Raw genomic sequence first — 17,166 nt, forward strand, 5'->3', positions numbered from 1 at the left:
GTGATAGTAACGGTCGACGGCGATTGGCCCGTTGGGAGCCCGGCGGACCGGCAGCGGTTCGCTGACATGCTCGACGGCGGCACAACAGTGATTGCCGACGGCTTGGTAGCCAGTGGGGCGCCGGACGAGATCGCCGCAGCGGTCAATGCCGGGACGAAGGTCTGGGTCCTGTCGCACATGGCGTTGGCGGACCACCACGACCTTGAGGCGAAGGCTCTGGCAGCAGCAACCGGGATCATCTGCCCGAGCGCCCATGCAGCGTCGGAGCTTGAAGCAAAGCACGGGATGCAAAACATCGTCGTCGCTACGCCCGGTGCTGAGAAGGCAAACCCGGCGAAAGGATCCGAACCACAGCACATCGTGGCGGTTGCCGCGTTGCTGCGCAATAAATGCCAGACGATCCTGGTGCAGGCGCTCAGTGAAATACAAGATCTCGCTTGGACCGCAGCTCTCATAGGCTCCCACGACGCTGATCCGAGCTATGCGGCCGAGGTGAGGGCCGCCGTCGAGCATTACGGTCTCGAAAACCGAATCAGCATCACTGGCGAGCTGACCGGCGATGCCCTCGAAGAGCAATGGCACAGGGCAGACCTGAGTGTTCTGATTTCACGCTCCGAAAGCTTCGGGATGTCCGTCACGGAATCGTTGGCTCATGGCATCCCCGTGCTTGTGAGGCAGGGAACGGGAGCAGTGGAAGCGCTCGGTGACTCGCGGGCTGGCACGGCCTTGGATCTCAGCGACCCTGGCAACCTCGCCGGCACCCTCCGGACCTGGCTCTCCGATCACGCCCAGCAACAAACCTGGCGGAACGCAGCCATGACTGCCAGGGAGCGTCTCCAAGGCTGGGACACCACCGCGGCCACTGTCCTGAGAGCCCTGGAACGCCCACCAAGGTGACAGTAAAAGCCCATCCCGGGCACCCGGATCGGCATTAAGTGCCAACTCGCGGGGGAGAAAGAGGAACGCGGTGCGTTGCGAAGAAGCCCCTCAGCAGCGCTGCGCACTCCTCCTCGCGGACGCCCGCGTACACCTCCACCCAGTGATTGAGGCGGCGCTCGCGGAGGATATCGAACACAGAACCCACGGCTCCGGCCTTCTCGTCCCACGCGCCAAAAACGACGCGGGGAATACGGGCCAGGACAATCGCCCCGGCACACATGGCGCAGGGTTCAAGGGTGACCACCAAAGTGCAGTCCTCGAGCCGCCAGCCGTCACCGTCGGTGCCCGCATCGTGAGCACGCTGACGAAGCGAAGCAGCGGCCTGGCGAATGGCCACCACCTCCGCGTGGGCTGTCGGGTCTCCGAGCGCTTCCCGTTCGTTGCGTCCGGAACCCAGCACTCCGCCGTCGGGCCCCAACACGACTGCGCCAATCGGAACGTCGTCAGTTTTCAGCGCCAACCGGGCTTCGTCCAGGGCAAGGCCCATCCAGGCCAGGTGATCTGCGTGATACGGCTCCGTGGCGCTCATGTCTCAATGATAGTTTTGGGGAATGCGCACACTCGTCGTGGACCACCCGCTGGTCGCTCACAAGCTCACCGTTCTGCGGGATAAGAACACCCCTTCTCCGGTCTTCCGGCAGCTCACTGAAGAACTCGTCACCCTCCTGGCTTACGAAGCCACCCGTGAGGTCAAGACGCAGCCGGTCGAGATTGAAACCCCCGTCACCACCACCATTGGCACGGCTTTCACCAAGCCCACTCCGCTGGTAGTCCCGATTCTGCGCGCAGGCCTTGGAATGCTCGAGGGCATGACCAAGCTGGTCCCCACAGCTGAGGTGGGCTTCCTGGGCATGGCCCGTGATGAAGAAACCCTGGACATCATCACCTACGCCGAGCGGCTCCCTGAGGACCTCACCGGCCGGCAGATCTTCGTCCTGGACCCCATGCTTGCCACCGGCGGCACCCTGCGCGAGGCCATCAAGTTCCTCTTCAAGCGCGGTGCCTCGGACGTTACCTGCATCTGCTTGCTTGCTGCTCCGGAGGGGCTGTCCAAGCTGGAAGAAGAGCTCTCCGACGCCAACGTGAAAATCGTCCTGGCCTCGATTGACGAGAAACTCAACGAAAAGTCGTACATTGTGCCCGGCCTTGGCGACGCCGGCGACCGCTTGTACGGTGTGGCCGGCTAGGACATACTCGGCCTGGTTTCCCCTATCTTTAGCTGTGCCCGCTTGTAGTAACTGCAGTGGGCCTACGGCAGCAATGCTCTGACGTTTTCTTGCTGGCCGGTTCACGCCGGGAGTGCCATGACCCTAAAGCGGCGGCCAATCCCTCGTCATTCTGAGCCTTATAACTTGTGTCTGGTCATAGCAGACTAAGTGGTCCTGAATGTGGTTCCCGTCAGGTTTCGTGTCCTGAGTCCACTTCCATAGTGGGCGGACCCTCTGCCCGAATTGTGATGGGGACGAATGAGATTGAAACAATTCGTTGCGCTCGCTAGTGCTTCGGCCAATAGCCATTTCTCTTCTGGTGCCAGCCGCCGCGCAAGCCAAGGAACATGATAGGACCGCAAAAGAAACTGCCGAGACGGCGGCCGCTGTTATCCAGGAGGCTGTGGTCTCCGCGGGTCAAGACTCGGCTGCGGTCGTCCAACCCGACGCAGAGTCGTCCGATTCTGTAACAACTAATGTCAGGGAATCGACCGTCATAAATGACCCGCAAGCGCCTACCCGCTATGACTACAAAATTGATGCTCCTGAGGGTGTAGTCCTCACGCGGCTGACGGTGGTGCTATTTCAATTAAGAGCCTGGATGGGTCGGATCAGGGCATGATCCTTCCAGCTTGGGCAGTGGATGCCAATGGCACCGCTGTGAGTACCCACTATGAGGTGTCCGGGAATATTGTGACCCAAGTCGTGGAACATAACACGCCAGGTCTCGCATACCCGGTGGTCGCCGACCCGAAGGTCTACTACGCCTGGTGGCAGTTGTTCACCTGGTCAGAATGGCGTTGGAACAGCTACTACGGCATGAATCAGCTTTCCATGGAGCTCTCGGGGTGGGGAAGGTACGACGCGATCTTCAACGCCGGACAATTCTTGAGCTCCGGGTGGTCTCTCCTGCAGTCAAAGCATTCTTGGTGGATGTTTACACCCTCGATGCGGCAGCAGTGGGAATGCCACGTCCTCGGGGGCTTGGCAGAATGGGGAACCTTCGACTTAGAGTACGAGCGTTACTCAAATCCAAATTGGCGTAGTCGGATTGGAATGTGGCCCGTGTCCCAGACCTGTAACTGGTAACCAGAGAGGACTCGACGATGCCGAGACATGCCGTGCGTAAGTGGGCCCTGCTGGGAACTGTCTTGCTTCCGTGGGCACTCGGATCCTTCGCCGTCTACGTCACTTCGGCGCAGTATTCCGGTCTCGGCATCTTCGAGTCTTATCGGGCATTTGAGGCCGGCTCCAACCTGGGCAATGCCTTGTGGTTCCTTCTTTGGACAGGGATCTCTGCTGCGGTGTGTTGGTTTCTGGTACGAAAACCGGGCCCCGTCGGAGCGATTCAATCCGCGTCTCACGCACTGTACTGCTACGGCACTCCGTCCGCCCTGCTGGTTTTTCCAGACGCAGCCATGGGTTTCGCCGTTTCGCACGTCCGGGCGTTCACAGACGACACTGTCTTGCATTCGCCCGTGGTCGAGTTTCTTATTGTCAGCGGCATGGGGGCTTTGGCCTGCGCTTTCGTCATGTCCCTCGGAGTCAAGATAAAGAAACCGCGTCGGGAGGCTTAGGCCGCCGAAATCAAAGACCCCTACCGGTTTCCGGCCCGCCCCGTTAGCCTGTGGCGCATGGACTGGAAACTTGAACTGGTATTTGTCCCTGTCTCCGACGTCGATTGCGCAAAGGACTTCTACGTCAACAAGGTTGGTTTCAACGCCGATTTCGATGAGCGTCCCACCGACGGCATCCGCTTCGTTCAACTGACACCGCCGGGTTCTGCGTGTTCCATCGCTATCGGCGAGGGTCTCACCGAAGCCCCTCCGGGTTCGGCGCCCAACCTGCAAGTGGTGGTGGCGGACATCAACAAGGCCCACGAGCACCTCAAGGCCAACGGCGTGGACGTCAGCGACGTCGACATCCAGGATTGGGGTCACTTTGTGTACTTTGCTGACCCCGATGGCAACCAGTGGGCCGTGCAGTACCTACCTCAGCGACCCAACGGCTAAGTCACACTTCAGCACCACCCCACGGGCATGCGGCAGGATGGAACCATGAGCCATCCTGCCGCTACCACGTCCCAGTCATCAGTTTTGACCGTCCGGGCCGTCCTTTTCGACATGGACGGCACGTTGGTGGACTCAACGGCGATCGTTGAGCAGGTGTGGCTTGAGTTCGCCGAGCGCTACGGCTTGGATTTCAATGAGATCCTGCGCAACTCACATGGCGTCCAGGCCCGCGACACTGTTCGCCGTTACGCGCCCGCCGGCGCTGACTTCGAAGCCCTGACCGCCGAGCTGGGCGAGATGGAACGCTCCCGGACAGACGGCGTCATCGCTCTTCCCGGGGCCGAAGCCCTGCTGGCGGGACTCCCGGATGGCGCCATTGCGTTGGTCACCTCTGCGGACCGCATCTTGGCCGATATCCGCATGCAAGCTGCCGGCCTGACCATGCCATCAACAACAGTCACTGCTGAGTCCGTCACCCGCGGTAAGCCGCATCCTGAGGGTTACCTGAAGGCGGCGGCACTCTTGGGAGCCGACCCGGCCGACGTCGTGGTTTTCGAGGATGCGCCTGCCGGAATCGCTGCTGCGCGTGCGGCGGGGATGCGGACCGTTGTGGTGGGCGACTCCGGCGGCGAGCTGGAGCCGGGCATGTGGCGGATCCCGGACTACTCGGCGGTCACCGTCACCGCAGTGAAGGATCACGACGGCGGTCACCTCCTGACGCTCACCCTCTAGTACCGCCCGGCTAAAGGCTGTTCCAAGCGGTGAACCGGGCGTAGGCTGTGCGCATGTCTGCGATGCCGGAGGCGTACGGTGCTGCATTGGAGCGGGCCATGGTCCACGCCGGTGAGTGGCTTGCGTCGGTGCCCACCCGTTCTGTCCGCCCTTCGTCCGATGCCGACCAAGTGGCCAAGACCATCCTGCCGCGTCTCCCGGACGGAGCAACCGATGCCGCGGAGGTAGTGGACGAACTCGCCGCGCTGGCTGAGCCCGGCTTGATGGCGATCCAGTCCGGACGGTTTTTCGGTTGGGTCATGGGAGGAACCTTGCCCGCCGCCATGGCCGCCGATTGGCTCGTCTCTGCCTGGGATCAAAACACCGGGCTCCGGTTCGCCACCCCCGCTGCCGCTGCCATTGAGGAATCCGCCGCCGCCTGGCTTTTGGACCTCCTGCACCTGCCTGCGACAGCCGACGTCGGATTCACCACGGGCGCCACGACTGCCAACTTCGTAGGCTTGGCAGCGGGCCGCCAATACCTGATGGACGAGGCCGGATGGGACCTCGAAGCGCTCGGCCTCACCGGCGCGCCCCGGATCACTACCTTTGCCGGCAGGGAACGGCATGCCGCAGTGGATCTGGCGCTGCGCTACCTCGGTTTGGGCGCCTGTGTTCCGGTAGACGCCGACGACGAAGGGCGGATCAGTCCCGACGCCCTGGCTGATGCCATGGATCAGCAACCCGGCCCATCGTTGGTCTGCCTGCAAGCCGGCAACCTCCACTCCGGGGCATTCGATCCCATGGAGGAAGCCATAGCCGTGGCACACGATCGCGGCGCGTGGGTGCACGTGGACGGTGCCTTTGGTCTGTGGGCCGCCGTGAGCCCGAAGCTGCGCGGTCGGTTGGCGGGTGTGGAGGACGCAGATTCGTGGGCAACGGATGCCCATAAGACCCTGAATGTCCCTTACGACTGCGGCCTGGCAATAGTGGCACGCCCGGAAGCTTTGAGGCGTGCCTTCAGCGTTCACACGAGTTACCTCATTGCCACTGATGCGGGGCCAGGGGACCCTTTCGAGAAAGTTCCGGAGATGTCTCGCCGCGCCCGGGGCATCCCGGTGTGGGCTGCGCTCAGGCAACTGGGCCGCTCAGGAGTTATTTCGATGGTGGAGCGCCTCGCAGCGAACGCCGGTGCCCTGGCAGAAGGACTGGCGGCGATCCCGGGTGTGGAGGTGCTCAACGACGTCGTCTTCACTCAGGTTTCGGTGAGCTTCGGCAGCGACAATCGTACGCACCGCGTCACCCAGAGGCTCATGGCGGAAGGTGCGGTGTGGATGTCCGGTTCGTCGTGGCGGGGCCGCGAAATACTCCGCATCTCGGTGAGCAACTGGTCCACGGATGCCGGCGATGTGGCCGCCTCCATCGCAGCCGTGCGGGCTGCGATGGAGGCGGAACCGGAGGCATAGGCAAGGGCAGCCCGGCTTACACAAAGCCGCGCCCGCTCCCGCCATCCGCTCCAGTGTGTACTGGTGCGAACGGCAGCAACGGGCGCGGCAATCAAGCAGTCTGGCTTAGTACCAGTTGTTGGCCAAGTGGAAGCCCAGAGCAGCGGACGGGGATCCGTAGCGCTCCTTGATGTAGTTCAGGCCCCACTTGATCTGGGTCTGGTAGTTGGTCTGCCAGTCAGAGCCGGCCGTGGCCATCTTGGTAGCAGGCAGCGACTGGACGATTCCGTAGGCGCCGCTGGAGGGGTTGGTAGCTGTGGTCTTCCAGTTGGATTCCTTCTCCCACAGCGTGTTCAGGGCGGTCATCTCGGCCTGGCTCCAGCCGTAGTTGCCCAGGATGCTGGCGGCGTACGCCTTGGCAGCAGCGGGGTCATCCACGGCCTTGGGGGCGGCAGCAGCTGCTGCGGCTTCCGCGGCGGCAGCGGCAGCGGCGGCGTCGGCGGCTTGCTTGGCGGCAGCGTCAGCAGCAGCCTTCTCAGCTGCGGCCTGGGCGGCAGCTTGGTCGGCTGCAGCCTTTTCGGCGGCGGCCTGCGCGGCGGCGGCCTGGTCAGCTGCAGCCTTTTCGGCGGCAGCCTTGTCAGCAGCTGCCTTATCCGCAGCGGCCCTGTCGGCTGCGCCCTTTTCGGCGGCAGCATTCAGGGAAGCAGAGATCTCAGCCGACTTGTTGGTGTTGACCTGCGCACTGGCCTGGGTTCCGGCTACGCGGCTGGCCTCGGGGAGGGTCAGCGCGGCGTTGGCGGCGGTTCCGAGCGACGCAACGCCCAGTGCAGCTGCCACAACACCGGCGACTACGGACATGCGGTGGCCGGACTTACCTTGGCGGGCTGCGTTCTTGAGGACGGACTGCGACTTGGTGTGCGGTGCGTTGTGTTCGTCGCGGTGACGCGCGGAAGGGCGCGTCTGATCGTTAAATTCAGACATGTGATTACCTCTCAGCGCCTGCGGAGTTAGCTGTCGGGTTCGGATGAGGTCATCCGGCCGCGCATCACGCTGCGGCTTCACCCCAAGGGCCGACCAAAAGGCCTTGCCCGGAGACTCTGGGTCCCCCGTCTCTGCCTCGGTGAAAGAACGGACTCCGGGAAGTGGCAGAGCTCGGCGCATCCCGGATGCGGGCCAGTTGGGGCGACCCACCCTTTCGACGGTACAGGAGCTTTCCGCAGAAGTCACATTTAGGTAACAGAGATCACGGCGGCGGTGAGTCGCCTTGCCCGATTCGTTATGGGCGTTCGGTGCTCACCGCCGGGAGTCGGACGGCGAATTCGGTATGCCCCGGCCGCGAGGTCATCTCCACGCTGCCGCCGTGCGCTGAAATGATGGATTCCACAATGGACAAGCCGAGTCCGGAGGTGCCTTCGCTACCTGATCGCGCCGCATCGGCGCGGGCAAACCGGGAGAAGATCCTGCCTTGGAAGTCTTCAGTAATTCCGGGACCGTTATCCGTCACTGTGACCACGGCGCTGCCATCGGCGGAGAGCATCACGCCTGTGACCACAGTGGTGCCGGGATCGGTGTGCTTGCGGGCATTGGACAGCAAATTGGCCAGTACCTGGTGAAGTTGGGTGGCGTCGCCGCGCATGGTGATGGGCTCATCGGGGAGCTGGAGCTGCCAAATGTGGTCCGGTGCCATGACTTTCTCGTCACTGACCGTTTCGACCACCAGCTGTGTCAGGTCCACGTCCTCAACTTTGACGGGCTGACCCTCGTCCAACCGCGCCAGCAGAAGAAGGTCCTCCACCAAAGTGGTCATGCGTTCGGCCTGGCTTTGGACTCGGGCCAGCGACTTCCATCCATCCTCGGTGAAATTCTCCGTCATCCTCAGCAGCTCGGTGTAGCCCCGGACGGCTGTCAGGGGAGTCCGCAGCTCGTGCGAGGCGTCCGCCACGAACTGCCGCACTTTGGTTTCGCTTTCCTGACGTGCTTCCAGTGCGCTCGAAACGTTGTTCAGCATCTGGTTCAAGGCATAGCCGACACTGCCCACTTCCGTTCCAGGGTGAGATGCCGACGGCGGTACGCGCACTGCCAGTGCCACCTCACCGGCGTCGAGGGGTAGGCGCGAAACCTTGATGGCAACCTCGGAGAGTTGCTCCAGCGGACGCATGGTCCGGCGGATGATGACCGTTCCTACGAGCCCGATCACTACCAGCCCAGCCAGCGAGACCAGCACCATGGTCCACACCAAGGACGCCTGGGCAGATTGTTTGTCGGCGAGGGGCAGGCCGGTCACAATCACGTCGCCATAAGTAGTCTCGACTGCCACTAGCCGGTAGTCGCCGTTCGACAGTGATTGATCCACGGGTTGATTGTCCGTGGGGAGCGATACCAGGACCTGTTCGTCGTCGGCTGAGAGCGAGACGCGGTTACCGTGGGCGTCGATCAAACCCGAGCTACGCACCAGGGAGCCGTCGATCCTTGCGTTGAGCGTGCCCGCAGCCTGCCCGCGCGCCTCCAAAGGATCCGGCCTGCCTGGGGATAACGGAAAGTTCGACGGCGGCCTGCCGAAGTCGTTTGCCCGGCTGGACGCCTGCTCCAACTGCCTGTCGAGCTGCCTGTTGAAGACCATGTCCATGGACGCGTAGCTGACAACTCCCACCGCAGCGCAAATGGCGATCAGCAGTGCCATGGCCACCAGGACCAGGCGTGTACGCAAGTGCCAGGTGGAGGGGTCGAGCCAACTGCGGCCGGACTTCCCGGCCACTCTTGGGAGGGTGCTCAATGCCTAGTCCGCAGGCTTGATGACGTATCCGGCACCCCTGATGGTATGGATCATTGGGGGATGGTTGGCTTCGATCTTCTTGCGCAGATAAGAGATGTAGAGCTCCACGATGTTGGCCTGGCCGCCGAAGTCGTAATCCCACACGCGGTCCAGGATCTGGGCTTTGCTGACCACTCGTTTTGGGTTCTCCATGAGGTAGCGAAGCAGCTCGAACTGGGTGGCGGTCAGCGGGATGTCCTGGCCGGCGCGGGTTACTTCCCGGGTATCTACGTTGAGTGTGAGGTCGCCTACCACCAGCTCGGCGGTGTCCATGGCAGCTACGCCGGAGCGCTGGACCAGGCGGTGGAGGCGCAGGAGGACTTCTTCCATGCTGAAGGGTTTAGTGACGTAGTCGTCGCCGCCAGCTGCCAGCCCCACAATGCGGTCCTGTACGGCGTCCTTGGCCGTGAGGAACAGGGCGGGAACCTCCGGGGCGAAGGTGCGGATGCGGTTCAGGACCTCGACGCCGTCGAATCCGGGAAGCATGACATCCAGGACCAGCACGTCAGGGCGGAAATCCTTGGCCAGCTTCACTGCTTCCGGACCATCCCCGGCCATCGCAACAGACCAGCCTGCCATGCGCAGGCCCATGCTCATCAGCTCGGCAAGGCTGGGTTCGTCATCCACCACCAGAGCACGGATGGGGGAGCCGTCCGGATGGGAGAGCTGGGGAAGGTTGTTGGTCGTGGAGTGCGAGGAGGCCATGGGATAACTCTCCGTTCTGCTGGTTTGCCAACACTTTGCCCATCCTGTGAGGAAGCTGTGAGATCAGACTATCGAGGAGGGGGCTACTGGACACGCTTCCGTGCCCAAGGACTTTTGACGCCCCGGTTCAGGGCGTTCTACGGCTTGTAGCAGATTTTGTGCTGAAAAGTGGCCCTGAAGGTTGGCCCCGATTGGACAACAAGTGTTTCAGTTCGTGAGATTCCGTCGGGAGAGGATTGGGAGGAACGGGCATGCACATCATCCGCCCTATGCCGAAGAATATTCAGCGGATGGCGAATATTTCTTGATCGAACCGAATGAAATGGCGTTCATTTACAGGACCTACTGAATTGTGATTTGCGACACAATAGACCCCCGTGTCTCAAAATGTGGACGGTTCGACGCTTTGTTACTTGCGTGTTGCCATTGTTACGTTGCACACTTCCAATGTGAACAAGAACTCAACAGCACCTGCAGCCGCAGCAACCTGGCCCAGCGCACCCGCTGGCCATGATGACCGCTGTTGTCGAATGCAAGCCTAACTTTCCACCCCAAAGAAGTTTCAGGCATTCGCCCCCTAGCCCAGCGTTGGGCGCCCCTCCCCAAACTCATTGCGGGGACAACCAGCATTCGAAGCCGCGATGACGGCTATTCACTTTTGAGGTAAGCACTCTATGTCAGTTGCATCTGGATACGTCCACATCTCCGTCCGTAACGCCAACAAGGCCGCGTCAAACGCTGGGCTCCGCCCCGGCTTCGGCAGCCGCCCCGGTTACTCGCCCGCTCCGCAAGGGGCAGGTCAGCAGGCTCCCGGATACGTGCCGCAGGGTTACAACCCCAACTCCTATGGTCAGTTGCGCGCAGTCCCCGCAGCAGAGCCGGCGCCCATGACCGCGCCCACCCCTGTGATCGCCCAGTCGGACAAGCTCCGCCCTGTTGCCAACGACAACGTGGCCCGCGGATTCGTCCTCTACATGGGCATTGACGAAGAAACCGCAGCTGCCGCCGGAACCTCCATTGCCAAGCTTGCCCAGGAAATCCGGGCCTACGCCCAGTCACTCGTGACCGGTGCCGAGAGCTATGCCGCCGTCGCAGTTGCCCCCGCCGGGGCACCCGGGTCCGCGCTCGACGTCGTGCGTTCCACCTTCGGCGACCCCACAGTCGCCGCACGTCAGCGCACCGAAGCCGCCCGCCCGGCGCCCCAACAGGAAGCCCGTCCTTCCGGCGTTCTGATCGACCTCGCCCGCCGCGAAGTGCACCTCGACGGCGAATCGCTGAACCTCACGTTCAAGGAATTCGAGCTCCTCAACTACCTCGTCGAGAACGGCACCCGCACCGTGGGGCGAGACGAACTCCTTGAGGGCCTGTGGCGCAACGCCGAAGAGGTGCCAAACGAGCGCACCATCGACGTCCACATCCGCCGCCTCCGCTCCAAGCTCGGCCGCCTCGCCAACACCGTCCGTACGGTTCGAGGCCAGGGCTACCGTTTCTACGAGCACCCCGAAGTTATTGTTTGGGCTGCTCCGGAATACTCGATCTAAGTAGCACTACGCCGAAAGGCGGCATCATCCCTCTGCGCCTGCGCTCGTTCCTCACGCAACAACGGCGCTGTTGGGATATGCCGCCTTTCGGCCTTTAATTTCGAGGAAAGCGTGTGCGGCCACCACCCACATTGGCCGCCACATACCGTAGGCACGCCCGCCGCACGGCGTGTCCAGGGCGCCGCGAATTTAACGTTGGTGACGGCGGACCGGCACGCGAGGGGTCGCGACCCTCTTTGAGACGCCAACAGCGCTTACGCAACCGCATCAGGTTGCTCAAGGATTGATCTGCTCCCAAAGAAGGTCGGGAAGCCGCAACTGCGATGGCACGGGCATCTTGTTTTGCGGAAACCGTGTGCGGCCACCACCCACATTGGCCGCCACATACCGTAGGCACGCCCGCCGCACGGCGTGTCCAGGGCGCCGCGAATTCAACGTTGGTGACGGCGGACCGGTGGAAGCCCCTGGGGTGTGCGGCGGATAGGGTTGGGATATGAGTGACCATCACATAAGGCGCCTGGTAATCATGCGCCATGCCAAGGCTGATTGGCCCATGGGCGTGCCTGATCATGAGCGCCCCTTGGAGGAGCGCGGGCACCGTGAGGCCCCGTTGGCGGGGAAATGGTTACTCAAACATGCCGTGATGCCCGACTTCATCCTGTGTTCGTCAGCGCTTCGGACCCGGCAGACCTGCACTTGGGTGTGTGATGAGTTGGGAGACAAGGCGCCGACGCCCAAGCTTGAGGACGGCTTGTACTCCGCCTCAGCCAACCGCATGTTGACGGTGATCAACCACGTCCCCGACACCGTGACCACGTTGATGGTGATCTCGCATATGCCCGGAGTTCAGGATCTTGCCATGCATCTGGCTTCCCGTGATTCAGACCATGACGCTTACATGGATGCTGCTACCCGGTACCCAACGAGTGCGTTGACGGTAATGGAAACGGAAAAGTCGTGGGCTGAGCTTGATGGCCAGGATGCCAGGCTGACGCACTTCACAGTGCCCCGTAAATAGTCACTTCGGGTTGTTTGAGTCCCCGTAGGCCAGCTGCGGCATGCACATGCAGCGGATCTCGAACACCGGCAGGCCCGCCGCTTCTTCGCCGTGACCTGTTGCGATGAGGTATTCGCCGTCGAACATGTACACCGGTAACTGCGGAGCCATGTATTCGTTGTAGCGGCTGGGGTAGACCCATTGACCACGGATGTCGAATGCAGGAAGCGCGTACGGATCGCGCCGGTTGTGTGCGCTCGGATAGAGACCGTCGTCGATCATGATGTAGCTGACCAAGCCATACGCGTGATGGTGGTTCATGTCCGTGGGAAAGAGGATTGCTTCCACAGTAGGGCCCCTTCAGAGATTCGACAGTCCCGCGCCCCAAGCGGCGCGGTTAGGTAAGGCTAGCCTAAGCTAGCAGACTTCTTGACGTCGAATGTTCCCCTGTGTGACGTTGATCGCTCTTGGTCAGCTTCGCGGCAGCGGTAGCTCAGCCGCGATTTCGCCCAACATGGCCACGGCAAGTCGGATGTTGGGACTGGCTGTCATCGTCTTGCGGTAAACAACACCAACGGACCGTTGTTGGACTGGGCGGATCACGGGGATGGCTATGACGCCATCAGGGAGCGGAGGCCTGCCGAGCCTCGGTACAAGTGCCACGGCCACACCCTGTTCCACCATGGCGATGTGGGTGGAGAAGTCGGGATCGTAGATACGGATGTCGGGGACCCTGCCAAGTCCAGCGAAAATCTGCAAGAGCGCTTCGTTGCAGATGGCTCCTGCCGGGGTGCTGATCCATGTCTCGTCCAGCAGGTCTTCAGGCTCGACGGCGGTTCGCGCCGCGAGTGCGTGGGTGCTGTTGACGAGGACGTCGGCTTGGTCGATGCAGAGTTCCTCATGCGCCAGGTTCTCCGGGATTACCAAGGGCACAGAATTCCAGTTGTGAACCACCGCGAGTTCGGCCTCGCCGGAGGCGACCCTCTGCACCGCCTCACGAGGATCCTCGGCCAGGACGGTGACGCCCAGAGTCGAGTGGGCAGCGGCTATGCGCCCGAGCATGGGTCCCACCAAACCGCGGCATGCCGTAGAAAATGCCACGAGCCTTAGGAGTCCTGAAGGCTTCGAGGGGTCAGCGAGCAGGGTGGCTTGCAGTTCCTCAAGCTCACCCATGATCCGCCGGCCGTAACCTGCAAGGGCCAATCCACGCTCAGTGAGGAGCACCCCACGGCCGCTGCGTTCCAACACGGCGACGCCGGTTTGCTTCTCAAGTTTCTTGATTTGTTGCGAAATGGCCGAAGGGCTGAAGCCCATGGCGCCCGATGCCGCCACCACTGAGCCGTGCTGATCGACGGCCACTAAGGCCCTAAGTGCTGAGATGTCGATCATGAAGCAAATCTACGCTGTTCTGTGTCGAATTCAACGCTGGTGCTTCAACCAAAAGTGGTCCAGAGTGTCCTTGTGAACCTTCGCCACTCTGCCCTCGCCCTCATGGTTGCTGTTCTTTGGGGCATCAACTTCGTCGCAATCGACCTCGGTTTGCATACCAATGGCAGGGAAGTCCCGCCCCTGCTCTTCGTCGCCATGCGCTTTTTGCTGGTGGTGTTTCCCTTCATCCTGTTCATCCGCAAACCAGACGTGGGCTGGAAGGCGATTGTCGGCGTCGGGCTTTTCATGAGTGCCGGCCAATTCGGTCTCCTGTATCTGGGCATGGCACTTGGCATGCCGGCCGGTTTGGCATCGTTGGTGCTTCAGGCGCAGGTGTTGTTCACGATCTTGCTTGCGGCGGGATTCCTTGGCGAGAGGCCGGGCCGGCGCCAATTGGCTGGCGTAGCTTTGGGCATCGCAGGCTTGGCGGTGGTGGCATTGGGGCGAAGTGCCGTGGCTCCGGTACTGCCGCTCATGATCGTTCTGGCCGCGGCGTTGTCGTGGGCCGTCGGGAATGTGGTGGCCCGGCATACGAAGGCCGCTTCCGGTTTGGGGTTGGTGGTGTGGTCCGGCGCCGTGGTGCCGGTTCCGTTGGCTGGCTTATCGCTGGTAGTGGACGGGCCCGACACTGTGCTGACTACGCTCACGGACCTGCAACCCGCCACCATACTGAGCGCGATCTACACTGCCGTGTTCGCGTCGCTGATTGGGTACGGCATCTGGAACCGTTTGTTGTCGCTGTACCCGAGCTCCGACGTCGTGCCCTTCACGCTTTTGGTCCCCGTGGTGGGGATGACGGCCGCGTGGCTGGTCCTGAACGAGATTCCCACGCTGACCGAGATCCTGGGCGGACTGATCCTGCTCCTCGGAGTTGGCATCGCGGTGCTCGGTGCTGGACGTAAAATTCCTCCGGAAACGCCCGTTGTGAGGCCCGCTCTGCGTCTCTAGATCGCGCGCAAGCGCGCAAAGCGGGCCCCGCAACGCTGGGCGTTAGCGCAAAGCGGGCCCCGCAACGCGAAGACTCAGCGCAGCTTGAAGATGGTCCGGTGCCAGTCCTTCTCGGTAACGCCGTCCAGCTCGAACATTACGTGCTTGACCTGGGTGTACTCCTCAAAGGAATAGGCCGACATGTCCTTACCAAAGCCGGATTGCTTGAAGCCGCCGTGGGGCATCTCGGAGATGATCGGGACATGGTCGTTGACCCACACGCAGCCGGCCTTGATCTCGCGGGTTGCCCGCAAGGCCCGCTGGAGATTGTCCGTCCAGGCTGAGGCGGCCAGCCCGTAGACGGTGTCGTTGGCCAGCTGGATCGCTTCGTCGTCCGTTTCGAAGGGGAGAACCACCAGCACCGGGCCGAACACCTCGTCCTTCACGATTTCCGAGTCCGGCGCCGCGTCAACAACCAGCGTGGGGCGGTAAAAGGCGCCGTTTTCCAAGCCCGTATCCGTAGGAGCGTAGCCACCTGCCACCACCTTGCTGTAAGTGCGGGCCCGGTCCACCATCCCGGCTACGTGGTCGCGCTGCTTGAAGGAAACGAGCGGGCCGAGGTCTGCATCAGTATCCCCGGGTGCACCCAGGACGATCCCATCAAAGCGGGCGGCGGCCGCAGCTACGAACTCCTCATACACGCTCCGGTGCACGATTGCCCGGGTGGCCGCGGTGCAATCCTGACCGGTGTTGATCATTGAACCGGCCACGGCGCCATGAACGGCGGCGTCCAGGTTGGCGTCGTCGAACACCACGAAGGGGGCCTTGCCGCCCAGCTCCAAGTGCACGCGCTTGGCGTTGACGGCTGCGGCCTCCAAAACTGTGCGGCCAACCGCGGTGGACCCCGTAAAAGAGACCATGTCCACGTCGGGGTGCCGCATGAGCGCAGCTCCAACCGTGGCGCCGTCGCCCACCACCACGTTCACCACGCCGTCGGGCAGTCCGGCGTCGCTGAGCGCTTGTGCGAACATCAGCGACGTCAACGGAGTGATCTCGGCAGGCTTGAGAACGATTGTGTTGCCTGCGGCAATGGCGGGAAGGATCTTCCATGCGGCCATTTGCAGGGGGTAGTTCCAGGGTGCGATGGATCCCACTACGCCAATCGCTTCCCTTCGGATGGAGGAGGTGTGCTGGGGAGAGTACTCGGCGGTCGCTTTGCCCTCGAGGTGTCGTGCGGCGCCTGCGAAGAAGTCGATGTTGTCGATGGTGCCGGGGACGTCGAATTCACGGGTCAACCGCAGAGGTTTGCCCGTTTGTGAACTCTCAACCCGTGCGAACTCCTCCGCACGGTCTTCGACGATGCGGGCGAAATTCTGCAGGATCCCGGCGCGTTCAGCCGGCGCGATGCGGGACCATGACGGGAAGGCGCCGCGGGCCGCTGCCACTGCCGACTCCAGGTCCGCAAGGGAAGCGAACTCCACCGTTTCCACCACCTCCGAGGTAGCCGGATTGATGACGTCGAGGCTGCTTCCAGAGGTTCCGGACAGCAGTTTTCCGTTGATGAACTGATGCATGAGAGTGCCGTGCTTTCCCTGCCGGGCGTCGCTGTCCGGGCAGTGCTGAATGGACGACGCCGGATGGTGGCGTCGTGCGGGGAAGGTGGGTTGCGTTGCTGGCCAGCAGACTGTGAGGCAGGTGGTCAGGCCTGCGGTCGGCGGGTGCTCTCGCGTTCGGCGCTGTCCAGGATGGCCGAGAGACCGGCCTGGAACGCCTTGAGGGAGTCGAGGTTTTGCAGTGCAGCGTGGTGTTTTTCAAGGAGCGGGCGACCGGTGATACGCGTGAAAACTCGTGGGTTGAGCCAAGGATCGTGGCCCTCGGAGTCCGGGAGCCGCTGGATTTCGACCGCAATGCCGGCCCCGAGCGCAAGGGTGTAGCTTTCCAGCGCCGCGTAGTAGTGCACCACGCGGTCCTCTTCCAGCCCGGCGTCGGTGAGGCATTGCAGGACGAACTCGATCGCTTTCAGCTCGCCGGGGCCGTAGGTGTCCGTGGCGAATGACTCGCTGCCCAGTGAAGGGTGCTGCATGAAGGCTTTGAGGAGTTCGTCAAGGTAAGCCTCCAGCCTTGCGCGCCAGTCCTTGCCGCTGGCCGTGGCCAGTGTGCGCTCGACGGACATCATGAATAACTGGTCCAATGCTGCCCTGATGATCGCGTCGCGGTTCCTGAAATGCCGGTAGACGGCAGTCGCGTCCACCTCAAGTTCCTGTCCCAATCGCCGCACGGTCAGCCGTTCCCCGAGTTCCTGGCTGGAAATTCGCAGTACGGCGTCGATGATGGTGGCCGGGTCAAGGCGCGTTCGGCGGTCCGTCGACTGTGCTGGCTGCACCATCAGTTGTCCGCCTTCCATGCGATCCCGGGTTGATTATCAACCTACATGATTCATG

General features: G+C 62.4%; 18 protein-coding genes and 1 riboswitch. Of the genes, 10 read left to right on the plus strand and 8 right to left on the minus strand.

Going from position 1 to position 17,166, the window contains the following annotated elements; genetic code table 11:
- Positions 1-66: 66 nt before the first annotated feature.
- The gene (locus tag RIF72_RS12375) at positions 67-897 is read left to right on the plus strand and encodes a glycosyltransferase family 4 protein (protein WP_309075239.1); all 831 of its coding nucleotides are present in this window, start codon (positions 67-69) and stop codon (positions 895-897) included.
- Positions 898-931: 34 nt separating this feature from the next.
- On the opposite strand, the gene RIF72_RS12380 is transcribed toward RIF72_RS12375, so the two are convergent.
- Positions 932-1,468 (minus strand): nucleoside deaminase, encoded by a 537-nt coding sequence (locus RIF72_RS12380; protein ID WP_309075180.1) that lies wholly within the window; start codon positions 1,466-1,468, stop codon positions 932-934.
- Between the two features lie 22 nt (positions 1,469-1,490).
- On the opposite strand from RIF72_RS12380, the gene upp reads away from it, so the two are divergent.
- The 6 genes from upp to RIF72_RS12410 all read left to right on the plus strand — a co-directional run bounded on the left by upp (position 1,491) and on the right by RIF72_RS12410 (position 6,336).
- Positions 1,491-2,126, plus strand: coding sequence for a uracil phosphoribosyltransferase (gene upp / locus RIF72_RS12385; RefSeq protein ID WP_017198151.1), 636 nt, complete (start codon positions 1,491-1,493; stop codon positions 2,124-2,126).
- Between the two features lie 639 nt (positions 2,127-2,765).
- Entirely contained in the window at positions 2,766-3,236 is a 471-nt protein-coding gene (locus RIF72_RS12390) for a hypothetical protein (RefSeq protein ID WP_309075181.1), read from the plus strand.
- A 17-nt stretch (positions 3,237-3,253) separates the two neighbouring features.
- Entirely contained in the window at positions 3,254-3,724 is a 471-nt protein-coding gene (locus RIF72_RS12395) for a hypothetical protein (protein WP_309075182.1), read from the plus strand.
- A 57-nt stretch (positions 3,725-3,781) separates the two neighbouring features.
- Positions 3,782-4,159: a VOC family protein gene (locus RIF72_RS12400; RefSeq protein ID WP_309075183.1), complete on the plus strand. Its 378-nt coding sequence runs from the start codon at positions 3,782-3,784 to the stop codon at positions 4,157-4,159.
- A 45-nt stretch (positions 4,160-4,204) separates the two neighbouring features.
- Positions 4,205-4,891: an HAD-IA family hydrolase gene (locus RIF72_RS12405; RefSeq protein WP_309075184.1), complete on the plus strand. Its 687-nt coding sequence runs from the start codon at positions 4,205-4,207 to the stop codon at positions 4,889-4,891.
- Between the two features lie 53 nt (positions 4,892-4,944).
- Positions 4,945-6,336, plus strand: a complete 1,392-nt coding sequence (locus tag RIF72_RS12410; protein WP_309075185.1) for an aminotransferase class V-fold PLP-dependent enzyme — start codon at positions 4,945-4,947, stop codon at positions 6,334-6,336.
- 105 nt (positions 6,337-6,441) lie between these two features.
- Here RIF72_RS12410 and RIF72_RS12415 read toward each other — a convergent pair whose 3' ends face one another.
- The 3 genes from RIF72_RS12415 to RIF72_RS12425 all read right to left on the minus strand — a co-directional run bounded on the left by RIF72_RS12415 (position 6,442) and on the right by RIF72_RS12425 (position 9,832).
- The gene (locus tag RIF72_RS12415) at positions 6,442-7,296 is read right to left on the minus strand and encodes a hypothetical protein (RefSeq protein ID WP_309075186.1); all 855 of its coding nucleotides are present in this window, start codon (positions 7,294-7,296) and stop codon (positions 6,442-6,444) included.
- Between the two features lies 1 nt (position 7,297).
- A riboswitch (cyclic di-AMP (ydaO/yuaA leader) is annotated at positions 7,298-7,483 on the minus strand.
- A 108-nt stretch (positions 7,484-7,591) separates the two neighbouring features.
- Positions 7,592-9,088 carry a HAMP domain-containing sensor histidine kinase gene (locus RIF72_RS12420; RefSeq protein WP_309075187.1) on the minus strand — a complete coding sequence of 499 codons (1,497 nt, stop codon included), beginning with the start codon at positions 9,086-9,088 and terminating at the stop codon, positions 7,592-7,594.
- Positions 9,089-9,091: 3 nt separating this feature from the next.
- Positions 9,092-9,832 (minus strand): response regulator transcription factor, encoded by a 741-nt coding sequence (locus tag RIF72_RS12425; RefSeq protein WP_309075188.1) that lies wholly within the window; start codon positions 9,830-9,832, stop codon positions 9,092-9,094.
- 674 nt (positions 9,833-10,506) lie between these two features.
- On the opposite strand from RIF72_RS12425, the gene RIF72_RS12430 reads away from it, so the two are divergent.
- Together RIF72_RS12430 and RIF72_RS12435 are read left to right on the plus strand one after the other, a co-directional pair.
- Positions 10,507-11,373 carry a winged helix-turn-helix domain-containing protein gene (locus RIF72_RS12430; RefSeq protein WP_309075189.1) on the plus strand — a complete coding sequence of 289 codons (867 nt, stop codon included), beginning with the start codon at positions 10,507-10,509 and terminating at the stop codon, positions 11,371-11,373.
- A gap of 493 nt (positions 11,374-11,866) precedes the next feature.
- The gene (locus RIF72_RS12435; RefSeq protein ID WP_309075190.1) at positions 11,867-12,391 is read left to right on the plus strand and encodes a histidine phosphatase family protein; all 525 of its coding nucleotides are present in this window, start codon (positions 11,867-11,869) and stop codon (positions 12,389-12,391) included.
- Here RIF72_RS12435 and RIF72_RS12440 read toward each other — a convergent pair whose 3' ends face one another.
- Both RIF72_RS12440 and RIF72_RS12445 read right to left on the minus strand, forming a co-directional pair.
- On the minus strand, positions 12,392-12,718 hold the full coding sequence (locus RIF72_RS12440; protein WP_309075191.1) for a hypothetical protein: 327 nt from the start codon (positions 12,716-12,718) through the stop codon (positions 12,392-12,394).
- Between the two features lie 123 nt (positions 12,719-12,841).
- Positions 12,842-13,759: a LysR family transcriptional regulator gene (locus RIF72_RS12445; protein WP_309075192.1), complete on the minus strand. Its 918-nt coding sequence runs from the start codon at positions 13,757-13,759 to the stop codon at positions 12,842-12,844.
- Between the two features lie 21 nt (positions 13,760-13,780).
- Between RIF72_RS12445 and RIF72_RS12450 the strand changes: the two genes are divergently transcribed.
- On the plus strand, positions 13,781-14,746 hold the full coding sequence (locus RIF72_RS12450) for an EamA family transporter (protein WP_309075193.1): 966 nt from the start codon (positions 13,781-13,783) through the stop codon (positions 14,744-14,746).
- Between the two features lie 74 nt (positions 14,747-14,820).
- Here the strand turns inward: RIF72_RS12450 and RIF72_RS12455 are convergent, their stop codons facing one another.
- Together RIF72_RS12455 and RIF72_RS12460 are read right to left on the minus strand one after the other, a co-directional pair.
- Entirely contained in the window at positions 14,821-16,299 is a 1,479-nt protein-coding gene (locus RIF72_RS12455; protein ID WP_309075194.1) for a gamma-aminobutyraldehyde dehydrogenase, read from the minus strand.
- A 125-nt stretch (positions 16,300-16,424) separates the two neighbouring features.
- Positions 16,425-17,111, minus strand: a complete 687-nt coding sequence (locus RIF72_RS12460; protein ID WP_309075195.1) for a TetR/AcrR family transcriptional regulator C-terminal domain-containing protein — start codon at positions 17,109-17,111, stop codon at positions 16,425-16,427.
- Positions 17,112-17,166: the final 55 nt, after the last annotated feature.

This window comes from Paenarthrobacter sp. (genome assembly GCF_031180005.1).
GTDB lineage: Bacteria > Actinomycetota > Actinomycetes > Actinomycetales > Micrococcaceae > Arthrobacter.